The following is a 12,201-nucleotide window of genomic DNA, read 5'->3' as shown; positions in this document are numbered from 1 at the left end:
ACGCATGAACGACCCAACCGACGAGTGGCACCACCTGACGATCATGGAACTGGCGACGCGCATCCGGAGACGCGCGATGTCGCCCGTGGCGCTAACGCACGCCCAACTCGAACGCATTGCCGCGCTCGACCGCGACCTGTCCAGCTACGCGAGGGTCATGGCGGATTCGGCTATCGCGCAGGCCAGTACGGCGGAGGCTGAACTGGCGGCTGGCCGCTACCGAGGCCCATTGCATGGAATACCGATCGCCGTGAAGGATCTCTTCTGGACCGCGGGCGTGCCGACCTCGGCCGGCATGGCGGTCCACAGGGATTTCGTTCCAGCGGAAGACGCCACCGTCGTTCGCCGGTTGCGCGAAGCCGGCGCGGTGTTGCTCGGCAAGTTGCAACTCACCGAGGGCGCCTACTCCGAGCACCATGCCAGCGTGATCGCACCGAAGAATCCGTGGGACGCCGCGTACTGGCCCGGCATCTCATCCAGCGGCGCCGGCGTCGCGACGGCAGCGGGCCTTTGCTACGGTGCGATCGCCTCCGACACGGGTGGGTCGATTCGCTGGCCTTCGGCGGCCAACGGCGTGACGGGGCTCAAGCCGACCTGGGGCCGGGTGAGCCGCCACGGAATGTTCGCGCTGGCGCCCACGCTGGACCATGTCGGCACGATGGCGCGCAGCGCCGCGGATGCCGGCGCACTGCTTTGGGCGATTGCCGGGGCGGACACGGCCGATCCCTCCGCGGCGCAGTGCCGGGTGCCCGACACGCCGACATCAGCGACTCAGGACTTGCGAGGTCTGCGCCTCGGCATCGACCCGGCGTGGAATGGCGACGACGTCGATCCCGGCGTCCTGCGCGTCGTCGCGGAAGCGATCGCGGCCCTGTGCGAACTGGGCGCCCGGATCGTGCCGGTTCGCATGCCCGCGATGGACCAGGCTGTCGCGGACTGGGCGCCACTTTGCGCGGTGGAAGCCGCCGTCGCGCACGAAGCCACCTATCCGGCACAGGCGCATGCGTACGGGCCGGTGCTGGCCTCAGTGGTGGCGCGCGGACGCACGCTGACCGCTGTCGACCACCACAAACTGCTGATGCGCCGACTCGCGCTGCGTGGCCGCGTTGATGCGCTGTGGGCTCACATCGATGTTCTGCTGACTCCGGTCCATCCCTTGCCGCCGCCGACACTGGCGGGGATGCAAACGCTCGGCGAGCGACCTGAACTGGTGGCAAAGCTGCAACGGTATACCTGCCCCTTCAATCTGACCGGCCATCCTGCGTTGACGTTGCCCGGCGGCGTCGGCGACGGCGGAATGCCCATCGCGTTCCAACTGGTGGGGCGGCACATGGGCGAACCGACGCTGCTGCGCGCCGGCACGGCCTACCAGGGCATCACGCCGTGGCATCGGCGCCATCCCGAGGCATGGATCGACGGTCTGCAGGCAAGATCGAGGTAGCCATGTCATCTCACTTCAATACGGGCGAGCGCCCGACGGTGTTCTACGGCTGGTTCGTGGTCGCTGCCGCATTCGCGATCACCTTCATCGGCTTTGGCAGCGCCTACACGTTCAGCGCGTTCGCGGACTCGCTGCAGAGTGAATTCGATGCATCGCGCGGCTCCACGTCGGTGGTGTTCTCGCTGGCGGGCTTTCTCTACTTTGGCTTCGGCATCGTCAGCGGCCGGCTCGCCGATCGTTGGGGCTCGCGGCGACTCGCCCTGGTCGGAATGCTGCTGCTGGGTGGCGGACTGATGACCGCGAGCCTGGCGCAAAGCCTGACCCAGGTCTACGTCGCCTACGGGCTCGGGATGGGTCTGGGCGTCGGCTGTTCCTATGTGCCGGTGGTGGGGGCGGTGCAGCGGTGGTTCGCCCGCCGGCGAGGGCTGGCGTCGGGCCTGGCCGTGAGCGGGATCGGTGTCGGCACGCTGGTCATGCCCGTGCTGGCCGCGGGTCTGATCGCGTGGCTGGGCTGGCGCGGCGCGTATGCCGTGCTCGGTGGCGTGGCGATCATCGTGGGATGCGGCATGGCGCTGCTCATCGAGAACGACCCGGCCGGTCGCGGCCTGCTTCCTGATGGCGATGCCGCGGACGGCGGGGCGCCGCTGGCGCGCGCCGCGGGCATGTCCGTGCGCGAGGCCATGCGGTCGCGCCAGTTCGCCGCGCTGTACGCGGCCTGTCTGGCCTGTTCGTGTGGCGTCTTCGTGCCTTTCGTGCATCTGGTGCCCTTTGCCATGGACCATGGGGTGAAAGCCTCGTCGGCCGTGCTGCTGCTGGGCGCTGTCGGCATCGGCAGCACGGCCGGCCGCTTCCTCCTGGGCGGACTGATGGACAGGATGGGGCGCGATCGCGCTCTGTGCGCAACCTTTCTCGGCATGGCGTTTGCACTGGGCATCTGGGCCTTGTCGACCCAGCTGTGGTCGCTGGCCTTCTTCGCGCTGGTCTTCGGCCTTTTCTACGGAGGCTGGGTCGCAGTGTTGCCGGCGGTCGTGATGGATCGTTTCGGCGGCCGTCACGTGAGCGGCATCATCGGCGCCCTCTACACGAGCGTGGCGTTCGGCACTTTGATCGGACCCAGCGTGGCGGGATTCATCTTCGACCACAGTCGCAGCTACATGGTGCCGATCCTCGCGAGCATCGCCGCGAACCTGCTGGCGGCGGGCATCGCCTGGGCCGTGCCGCACCGGACAACGGACGCACGCACCACGCCAAGCAGCAAGGACGCGGCTTGAACGCATGTAGCGAGAGCCCGGCCGGATCCGTCGATTTCCAGAATCGGCCTTTCCCGACGACGCCTCATTCAGCTATCGTGCGTGCCACGGGACTGTCCCGGGCCCCGAACCGCGAGCGCTGACGGTGCTATCGGTCGAAGAACTATCTGGTGATGTATGGAAGCTCCACTGCTCGCACACGCAATGAACCTCACGACCCTCTCGGTCTTTGCGTTGGTCGCCTTGGTGGCCATCGCAACGCCAGGGCCGACCGTGTTGCTGGCGCTGGCCAATGGGTCTCGCTATGGCGTGCGCCGGTCCCTTCCCGGAATGTTCGGCGCAGTCATGTCTGACTTCGTGCTGGTCGGCGCCGTCGCGCTGGGTCTCGGCGCCTTGCTTGCTGCATCGGAGTTCTGGTTCTCCGTCGTGAAATGGTTCGGCGCGGCCTACCTCGCGTGGATCGGCCTCAGGCTGTTGCGCTCAAACGGAGCTCTGGACCTCTCGCCATCGGGAGCGGAAATCGGCGATGCCGCAGCGCGACGCGTCTTCGCGAAATCCTTTCTGGTCGCAGTCACCAACCCGAAGGGATACCTTTTCTGTTCGGCGCTGTTGCCGCAGTTCATCGATGCAGCAGCACCACAATGGCCCCAGTACGTCGTGATTGGCCTGGTGTTTGCTGGTCTGGACTTCGCTGTCATGCTTGGCTATGCCGTTGTCGGAGCGCGCGCCGTAAGGCTGCTGCGACAGCGAGCAGTCCTTTGGCTGGACCGCTCGTGCGGCGCCGCGTTGTTGGCCCTGGCTGGCTCGCTGGCGTTTTACCGTCGAAGCGCCAACTAGGGTCTAGCTTAGAAATACTCAAAATGATGGATTGGGTCCCAATAGTCTTCGTTACGTTCAAGGTTCTCGTGTTCGGCACGGGCATGTTCTTCGCCATCAAGTGGCACTACGAGCGAGGGAAGAAAGGGAACGAGAAGCAGAGCGCGGCGCCACGCGCGGGCAGCAAGGTGGCCGCAGTCTTCGTGCTGTCGCTCCTGGGCCTCTCGCTCCTCACCTTCGGCCTCAGCAGGATGCTCGGTTTGGACCTGACCTTCCCGTGATGGCAAAGAATGGTCGGCCGATATCCGAACGCGGCCACGAGCAGACCGTCAACAAATCCATCCAATTTGCGGCTACCGGAGCGACTTGGTTGCCCTAAGGTGCAATTCCTCAGCCGGCGTACAAGGCGGATGATGATCGAGATTTCGCGCAGCCAAACTTTCATGGCTTGAAAGGAGTAGAGATGGCGACCTCGAAGAAGCCGAACATCCTGTTCATCATGGCCGACGACATCGGCTGGTTCAATGTCAGCGCCTACAACCTCGGCGTCATGGGCTACCGCACCCCGAACATCGACCGGATTGCCCGACAGGGTGCGATGTTCACCGACTTCTACGGCCAGCAAAGCTGCACGGCAGGCCGCGCGGCATTTATCACCGGTCAGGCGCCCATCCGCACCGGCCTGACGAAGGTCGGCATGCCGGGCGCTACCTTGGGCCTCAGCGCGGAAGACCCTTCGGTGGCCGACTTCCTGAAGGGGTTCGGCTATGCCACCGGCCAGTTCGGCAAGAACCACCTGGGGGACCGCAACGAGCACCTGCCCACTGTCCATGGCTTCGACGAGTTCTTCGGAAACCTCTACCACCTCAATGCCGAGGAGGAGCCGGAGTATGAGAACTACCCGAAGGATCCGGCATTCCGCAAGCGGTTCGGGCCGCGCGGCGTCTTGAAATGCAAGGCCACCGACAAGGACGACGCGACTGTGGACGCGCAGTTCGGCAAGGTCGGCAAGCAGACCATCGAAAACACAGGTCCGCTGACGCGAAAGCGCATGGAGACTGTGGACGAGGAGTTCCTCGACGCAGCAATGGACTTCATGGAGCGGAAAACGAAAGAGGGTGGCCCCTGGTTCTGCTACTTCAACCCGACCCGCATGCACGTCTTCACGCACCTCAAGGAGTCGTCCAGAGGCAAGAGCGGCTTCGGTCTCTATCCCGACGGCATGGTGGAGCTCGATGGCTATGTGGGCCAGTTGCTGAAGAAGCTGGAGGACCTCGGCGTTGCCGACGACACCGTCGTTGTCTTCACGACCGACAACGGCGCGGAGGTGTTGTCGTGGCCGGACGGCGGTGCGACACCATTTCGTGGAGAGAAGGACACGAACTGGGAAGGCGGTTGGCGTATCCCCTGCGTCATGCGCTGGCCGGGGGTCATCGAGCCCGGCCGGGTCATCAACGACATCTGCTCGCTCCAGGATTTCATTCCGACCTTCGCGGCAGCGAACGGCGAAACGGAACTGGTCGAGAAGGTCAAGAAAGGCTACAAGATTGGCGAGAAGACCTTCAAGGTCCACCTGGACGGCTATAACCTCTTGCCGTTCCTGTCGAGCGAAGAGGAGAAGTGCCCACGCGAAGGCTTCCTCTATTGGAGCGATGACGGCGACATGATGGCCATGCGGATGGGAAAGTACAAGATTGTCTTCGCCGAACAGCGAAGCAAGGGACTAGAGGTTTGGCGCGAGCCTTTGTCCCAGATGCGCATCCCCAAGTTCTTCGACCTGCGCTCGGACCCGTTTGAGCGTGGCGAAGAAAGCTTCAAGTACAACGATTGGTTCGTTGAGCAGAACTTCTTGATGTATGGCGCGCCCCCGCTGCTCGCGAAGTGGCTGGACAGCTTCAAGGAGTTTCCACCACGAGCCCGCGCCGCGAGTTTCAGCGTCGACCAGGTCGTCGAGAAGTTGATGCCCAGGACCTGAGCACCTTCAGCGCTCGCGGCCTTCGCTCAGTTGCTTAAAGAGCCCGCTGAATGAGCAGCTTCTGAATGTCCGACGTGCCTTCGTAGATCTGGCACACCCGCACGTCGCGGTAGATGCGCTCCAGCGGAAAGTCATTGACGTAGCCATAGCCGCCCAGCGTCTGGATGGCCGCGCTGCACACGCGCTCGGCCATTTCGCTGGCGAAGAGCTTGGCCATGGCCGCTTCCTTCAGGCAGGGCTGGCCGGCATCGCGCAGGCTGGCTGCGTGCCAGATCAGTTGTCGCGCCGCTTCGAGCTGCGTTGCGCATTCGGCCAGCCGAAAGCCCACTGCCTGCTGATCGAAGATCGAGCCGCCGAAAGCCTGGCGCTCCTTCGCATAGGCCAGTGCCACTTCGAACGCGCTGCGCGCCATGCCCACGCTCTGGGCCGCGATGCCGATGCGCCCGCCCTCCAGGGCGCCCAGGGCGATCTTGTAGCCTTCGCCTTCCTGCCCGATCAGGTTCCCGGCAGGGATGCGGCAGGCATCGAAGTTGATCTGTGCCGTGTCGCTCGAATGCTGGCCCAGCTTGTCTTCCAGCCGCGCGACCGCGTAGCCCGGCGCATCGGTCGGCACGATGAAGGCGCTCATGCCGCGCTTGCCTGCGCCCTTGTCGGTGACCGCGATCACGATCGCGACCTGTCCGTTCTTGCCGCTGGTGATGAACTGCTTGACGCCGTCGATCAACCAGCCGTCGCCGTCCCTGCGCGCAGTGGTGCGCAGCGACGATGCATCGCTGCCGGCCTGCGGCTCCGTCAGGCAGAAGGCGCCAAGCATCTGTCCTTGCGCCAGCGGCTGCAGCCACTGCTTCTTCTGCTGCGCGTTGCCGTAGCGCATGAGGATCGCGTTGACCGGGCAGTTGGTCACGCTGATCGCGGTGCTGGTGCCGCCGTCGCCGGCAGCGATCTCTTCCAGCACCACCGCGAGCGTCAGGTAGTCGAGCCCGGCGCCGCCATCTTCCTCGGGCACGCAGATGCCATAGGCGCCGAGCGCCGCCAGCCCAGCATGCGCCTCCTTCGGAAAGCTGTGCTCGCGGTCCCAGCGCGGGGCGTGGGGCCAGAGTTCCGCTTGCGCAAACGCGCGCACGGCATCACGAATCGCTTCCTGGTCGGAGCTGAGCAGCATGACGGCGTCCTTGTTTACTTGCCTTGACCGAGGTCCATGATCAGCTTGCTGGCCATGTAGAGACGGCGCGGGATCGCGCTGGTGTCCACGTACTCGGCCTTGTCGCTGTGGTAGCCGAAGCCCGGCAGGCCCAGGCTTTCGATGACCGGCTTGCCCGCCAGTGCGGCGTAGGCCGCATCGGTGCCGCCGCCGGTGCGTTCGACGATGTCGAGTTCGCCGCCGGCTTCCTTGTAGTACGCCACGGCCTTGTCGACCAGCTTGCGGCCGCCCTCGCCCGCATTGAAGGCCGGACGGCCGCGCGTGATCAGCACCTTGACGTCGGCCTCGGGCAGCTTCTTCTGCTGCGCCTTGGTTTCGAGCGTCTTCATCGCGGCGTCGAAGTCTTCGTTCTTCGCGTAGCGAACGTCCGCGTTGAGCGTGGCGCCGGCCGGGATGATGTTGGAGACATTGCCGGCCTTGGCCATGGTCCAGTTGAAGCGCAGGCCCTTGGCCTTGTCGTCGATGCCCATCGTGCGCAGCACCAGGTCCGAAGCCTCGACCAGCGCGTTCACGCCCAGTTCGGGCGCTGCGCCCGCATGCGAAGCCTTGCCGGTGATGTTGACCTGCACGTACGCGATGCCCGAGGTGCCGAGCGAAAGGTCTTCCTTGCCCGCGCCCGTGGGCTCGAAGGAGAGCACGTAGTCGGCCTTGGCGGCTTCTTCCTGGATCAGGTCGCGCGAGCCGAAGGAGCCCTTTTCCTCGTCGGTGTTGAACAGCACCGTGATGCTGCCGAAGTCCTGGAAGCCACGCGCCTTGAGCAACTTGAGCGTGTGCACGATGACCGCGTTGCCGCCCTTGTCGTCCGCGATGCCGGGGCCGTAGGCCTTGTCGCCTTCGACGCGGAACGGCGCCTTCGCGAGGATGCCCTTGAGGTACACCGTGTCCATGTGCGAGATCAGCAGCAGGTTCTTGCCGCCCTTGCCCTGGAGCTTGCCGACGATGTTGTCGCCCACCACGATGCCGGCCGACTTGCTGCGCGTGACGGTGAAGCCCAGCGACTTCAGTTCATCTTCCAGGTACTTGCCGGCCGAAGCCATGCCCTCGGCATCGCCGGTGCCGGTCTCGATGTTGACGAGGTTCTCCAGCGTCTTGATGACGGCGGGCTTCTCCGCCGTGGCGGCTGCGAACAGGGCCTGGTCGCGCGTCTGGCTCCAGGCGGCGGGTGCAACAAAGGCGGTGGCGAGCAGCGCGGCCAGCGCGCTGCGATGAAAGACCGGATGCATGTGAACAGGACCTCAAGAATTGGAAGAGCCTTCGATTCTAGGGAGCGGTTCTCGCTCGAATCAGGCACGGATCAAAGAGCGCGGATCAGATCAGTTCGATCGCCACCGCCGTGCCTTCGCCGCCGCCGATGCACAGCGTCGCGACGCCGCGCTTCTTGCCGCGTTGCTGCAGCGCATGGATCAGCGTGACCATGATGCGCGCACCGCTGGCGCCGATCGGATGGCCCAGCGCGCACGCGCCGCCATGCACGTTGACGATGTCGTGCGACACCGACAGCTCGTGCATCAGCGCCATCGGCACCACGGCGAAGGCTTCGTTCACTTCCCACAGGTCGACGTCCTTCACGCCCCAGCCCGTCTTCTTGAAGAGCTTGGCAACCGCGCCGACCGGTGCGGTCGAGAACCACTCGGGCTGCTGCGCATGCGTCGCATGGGCGACCAGGCGCGCGATCGGCTTCGCGCCGTATTTCTTCGCGGTGCTCTCGGTCATCATGACCAGCGCGGCAGCGCCGTCGTTGATGGACGAGCTCGACGCCGCGGTGATGGTGCCGCCATCCTTCTTGAATGCCGGCTTGAGCGTCGGGATCTTGTCGAGCTTGACCTTGCCGGGGCCTTCGTCGATGTCGATGACCGTCTCGCCGCCGCGGCCCTTGACCGTCACCGCGGCGATCTCGGCCTTGAAGGCGCCGGAGCTCGTCGCGGCCTTGGCGCGCTCGACGCTGGCGATGGCAAAGGCGTCCTGCTGCTCGCGCGTGAACTTGTACTTGGCGGCGCAATCCTCGCCGAAGGTGCCCATCGAGCGGCCCGGCTGGTAGGCGTCCTCCAGGCCGTCGAGCATCATGTGGTCGAAGATGCGGTCATGGCCCATGCGGTAGCCGCCGCGGCCCTTGAGCATCAGGTAGGGCGCGTTGGTCATGCTCTCCATGCCGCCGGCGACCATCACCTCGTGCGTGCCCGCAAGCAGCATGTCGTGCGCGAGCATCGCCGCCTTCATCGCGGAGCCGCACATCTTGCTGAGCGTGACGGCGCCCGCGCTGTCCGGCAGGCCGCCCTTGTAGGCCGCCTGTCGCGCAGGTGCCTGGCCCTGGCCCGCCATCAGGCAGTTGCCGAACAGCACCTCGCCCACGCTGTCGGCCGTGATGCCCGCGCGTTCGACGGCCGCCTTGATGGCCACGCCGCCGAGGTCGTGTGCCGCGAGAGAAGAGAAGTCGCCCTGGAAGCCGCCCATCGGGGTACGGGCCGCGCCGACGATCACGATTGATTCGCTCATGGAAATTGCTCCTTCAGTGGTTTGTCAGAAATACGGCGCGTGGCCATCGTGGCGAAAGCGCTGCGCCTCGTCGTAGGGAAAAACGTCCAGCATCTGGCCCGCCTGGATGCGTTGCTTGTGGCTCTGCCAGAAGGCCGCATCGAGCAGGTCCGCGTGGTGGGCCATGAAGGCCTCGCGCACCGCCGGGTTGCCGAGCAGAAAGGGTTCGAAGGTCTCGGGGAACACATCCTTCGGCCCGACCGTGTACCAGACTTCGCCGCTCATCTCGTCCTCTTCGTTGCGCGGTGCGGGCACCTTGCGGAAATTGCAGTCGGTGAGGTATTCGATCTCGTCGTAGTCGTAGAACACGACCTTGCCGCCGCGCGTGACGCCGAAGTTCTTGAACAGCATGTCGCCGGGGAAGATGTTGGCCGCCACCATGTCCTTGATTGCATTGCCGTACTCGACCACCGCATGCTCCAGTTGCTTGCTCGCGCGCTTGGCGTGCTCGGGCTGCTCGAGCAGGTCGAACGCCTCCTGCAGATAGATGTTGAGCGGGATCATGCGGCGCTCGATGTAGACGTGCTTGAGCACCAGCTCCATCTCCCCGTTGCCGTCGCGGTCGCCGATCTCCAGCTGGCTGGGCGCGAACTGCTTGATCTCCTCGATCAGCTCGGGCTCGAAGCGGTCCATCGGGAAACCCACGTCGCTGTATTCCAGCGTGTCGGCCATGCGGCCGACGCGATCGTGCTGCTTCACCAGCATGTACTTGCCCTTGATCTGCTCCCGAGTGGTCTCCTTCTGCGGTGGATAGAAGTCCTTGATGACCTTGAACACGTACGGAAAAGACGGCAGGTCGAACACCAGCATCACCATGCCCTTGATGCCGGGCGCACTGCGGAACCTGTCGGTCGAATAGTCCAGGTGCGCAAGGAAGTCGCGATAGAACAGCGTCTTGCCCTGCTTGGCCAGCCCCAGCGCGTTGTAGATTTCCGCGCGCGGCTTCTTCGGCATCAGGGAGCGCAGGAACTGCACGTAGGCCGAGGGCACCTCCATGTCGACCATGAAATAGGCGCGCGCAAAGCTGAAGAGCATCTGCAGGTCCTCTTCGCCGAACAGCACTGCGTCGACGTAGAAGCGGCCCTTGGCGTCATGCAGGATCGGCAGCGAGAAGGCCAGCTCGACGAAGCCGTTGATGATCTTGCCGACCACGTAGGCGCCCTTGTTCCGGTAGAACAGCCCGGAGAGCACCTGCAGCTGGAAGTTGGCGCGCAGCTTGACCTGGTGGAAGCGCCCCAGGATCGCCGCCGCCACGCGCTCGGCATCCCGGCGCATGTCGGCATGGATGCCCTGGAGCGCGTAGTCCTGCAGCATGCGCTCGACGGTGTCGGCCAGCGTGGCGCTCTCGGGGTAGTAGGCGCGGTAGGTCGGCTTGTCGCGCTGCTCGATGTACTCGGTGCTGATGGCCGGGCGCACGAAGATGAAGTCGTTCTGGAAGTACGCGCGGTGCAGGATCTTGGTGGTGACCGAGTTGAAGAAGGTCTCGGCAAGCTCGGGCTGGTGATGGTTGACCAGCAAGCCGATGAAGTGCAGCTTGACCTGGTGCCACACGTCCATCGGCTGCTCGCCGGCCTTGAACTCCTTCTCCAGCCGGGCGACGGCCTCCCCCACCCGCAGGTCGTAGAACTCGATGCGTTCGCGCTGCGCGCGTTGCTGGCCGTGCCAGTCGGCGGTCTCGAAACGGTGCTTGGCGCGCGACGACTCGGCCCGGAACAGCCGGTAGTGCCGATCGAAGCCGTCCCGCATCGCCTTGGCGATGTCGTAGGCAAGCGGCGAATCGAGGCGCTGGGGGAACATGGCTTCAGAAAGCCTCAGTCGGTTTCCTTGACGGCTTCGGAACTGGGCTGCGCCCCTTCTTCGGACGGCTTGCTCCACTTGTAGCGGATGCGTTGCACGGCAGCGCGGTACAGCGCGTCGAGCGGCCTGGAGCCGTCGACGGTCATGCCCAGGTCCTGCAGCAGCCCGTCATGCACGCCGAAGGCCCAGCCGTGGATCGTGACCTTCTGGTCGCGGCTCCATGCATCGCACATGACGGTGCTGACCGCCACGTTGACCACCTGCTCCGCCACGTTCAGCTCGCACAGGGCATCTGCGCGCACGTGCTCGGGCAGGGACTTGAGCATCACGCGGTGCCGGTCGCGCACGTCCTGGATGTGGCGGATCCAGTTGTCGGCGATGCCGATGCGCGCGCCTTCGAGCGCGGCCTGCACGCCCGAGCAGCCGTAGTGGCCGACCACCATGATGTGCTGCACCTTGAGGCGCTCGACCGCGAACTGGATCGCGGACAGTGCATTGAGGTCGGAGTGCACCACGATGTTCGCCACATTGCGGTGCACGAACACTTCGCCGGGCTCCAGACCGGTGATCTGGTTGGCGGGCACGCGGCTGTCGGAGCAGCCGATCCACATGTAGCGCGGGGTCTGCTGCTTCACCAGGCTGGTGAAGAAGCCGGGCCGGTCGCGCTCCATCCGGGCGGACCACGCCCTGTTGTGGGCAAACAGATCGTCGAGGGATTCAGGCATGTTTTCCATTGTCGATAAGGTGTGTAGGTTGGATGGGCCAGGTCAGACGCTCAGCGTGCCTTGGGCTTGGTGGCACGCGCGAGCGCGGCGCGTGCCTGCTTTTCCTGTTCGCGGACTTCCGCGATGTTGGCTTCCAGCTCGGCCATCTGGGCTTCGAGCTGCTCGCGGTGACTGCCGAGCACCCCGAGGAAGCGCTGCAGCTGCACTGCGGTGTCCCTCGGGCTGTCGTACATGTCGAGTATCTCCTTCACCTCCGTGAGCTTCAGCCCGAGCCGCTTGGCACGCAGCGTCAGCGTGAGGCGCGTACGATCGCGCGAGGTGTAGATGCGCTGCAGGCCCGCGCGCTGCGGCGTGAGCAGGCCCACGTCCTCATAGAAGCGGATCGCCCGGGTGGTGAGATCGAACTCCTTGGCGAGTTCGCCGATGGTGAAGGTCTGCGACGGCATGGAGCGGTGGGTTGCGGG

At 65.1% G+C, this 12,201-nt stretch carries 11 protein-coding genes; 5 read left to right on the top strand and 6 right to left on the bottom strand.

The genetic code is table 11. The features are described 5' to 3' along the window. Positions 1-4: 4 nt before the first annotated feature. The 5 genes from QTH90_RS26450 (at position 5) to QTH90_RS26430 (ending at position 5,482) form a co-directional block, all read left to right on the top strand. A complete protein-coding gene (locus QTH90_RS26450) occupies positions 5-1,441 on the top strand; it encodes an amidase (RefSeq protein WP_286667544.1) in 1,437 nt (478 codons plus the stop codon). 2 nt (positions 1,442-1,443) lie between these two features. Continuing rightward, positions 1,444-2,712 carry an MFS transporter gene (locus QTH90_RS26445; protein WP_286667543.1) on the top strand — a complete coding sequence of 423 codons (1,269 nt, stop codon included), beginning with the start codon at positions 1,444-1,446 and terminating at the stop codon, positions 2,710-2,712. Between the two features lie 183 nt (positions 2,713-2,895). After that, the gene (locus tag QTH90_RS26440) at positions 2,896-3,528 is read left to right on the top strand and encodes a LysE family translocator (RefSeq protein ID WP_286667542.1); all 633 of its coding nucleotides are present in this window, start codon (positions 2,896-2,898) and stop codon (positions 3,526-3,528) included. 23 nt (positions 3,529-3,551) lie between these two features. Further along, positions 3,552-3,788, top strand: a complete 237-nt coding sequence (locus tag QTH90_RS26435; RefSeq protein ID WP_286667540.1) for a hypothetical protein — start codon at positions 3,552-3,554, stop codon at positions 3,786-3,788. Between the two features lie 182 nt (positions 3,789-3,970). Then, positions 3,971-5,482 (top strand): arylsulfatase, encoded by a 1,512-nt coding sequence (locus QTH90_RS26430; RefSeq protein ID WP_286667539.1) that lies wholly within the window; start codon positions 3,971-3,973, stop codon positions 5,480-5,482. A 34-nt stretch (positions 5,483-5,516) separates the two neighbouring features. On the opposite strand, the gene QTH90_RS26425 is transcribed toward QTH90_RS26430, so the two are convergent. The 6 genes from QTH90_RS26425 to QTH90_RS26400 all read right to left on the bottom strand — a co-directional run bounded on the left by QTH90_RS26425 (position 5,517) and on the right by QTH90_RS26400 (position 12,183). Then, positions 5,517-6,644 (bottom strand): acyl-CoA dehydrogenase family protein, encoded by a 1,128-nt coding sequence (locus tag QTH90_RS26425; protein ID WP_286667538.1) that lies wholly within the window; start codon positions 6,642-6,644, stop codon positions 5,517-5,519. Positions 6,645-6,658: 14 nt separating this feature from the next. Continuing rightward, positions 6,659-7,906: a glutamate carboxypeptidase gene (locus tag QTH90_RS26420; protein WP_286667537.1), complete on the bottom strand. Its 1,248-nt coding sequence runs from the start codon at positions 7,904-7,906 to the stop codon at positions 6,659-6,661. Between the two features lie 85 nt (positions 7,907-7,991). Continuing rightward, positions 7,992-9,176, bottom strand: a complete 1,185-nt coding sequence (locus tag QTH90_RS26415) for an acetyl-CoA C-acyltransferase (protein ID WP_286667536.1) — start codon at positions 9,174-9,176, stop codon at positions 7,992-7,994. A 24-nt stretch (positions 9,177-9,200) separates the two neighbouring features. After that, positions 9,201-11,012, bottom strand: a complete 1,812-nt coding sequence (aceK, locus tag QTH90_RS26410; RefSeq protein ID WP_286667535.1) for a bifunctional isocitrate dehydrogenase kinase/phosphatase — start codon at positions 11,010-11,012, stop codon at positions 9,201-9,203. Positions 11,013-11,026: 14 nt separating this feature from the next. Continuing rightward, positions 11,027-11,737 (bottom strand): carbonate dehydratase, encoded by a 711-nt coding sequence (can, locus tag QTH90_RS26405; RefSeq protein WP_286667534.1) that lies wholly within the window; start codon positions 11,735-11,737, stop codon positions 11,027-11,029. A 50-nt stretch (positions 11,738-11,787) separates the two neighbouring features. Beyond that, the gene (locus QTH90_RS26400) at positions 11,788-12,183 is read right to left on the bottom strand and encodes a MerR family transcriptional regulator (protein WP_286667533.1); all 396 of its coding nucleotides are present in this window, start codon (positions 12,181-12,183) and stop codon (positions 11,788-11,790) included. Between the last annotated feature and the right edge of the window lie 18 nt (positions 12,184-12,201).

This window comes from Variovorax flavidus (assembly GCF_030317145.1).
GTDB classification, from domain to species: domain Bacteria; phylum Pseudomonadota; class Gammaproteobacteria; order Burkholderiales; family Burkholderiaceae_C; genus Variovorax; species Variovorax flavidus.
Note: the sequence above shows the minus strand (reverse complement) of the source record. Positions and strands in the feature narration are given on the sequence as shown.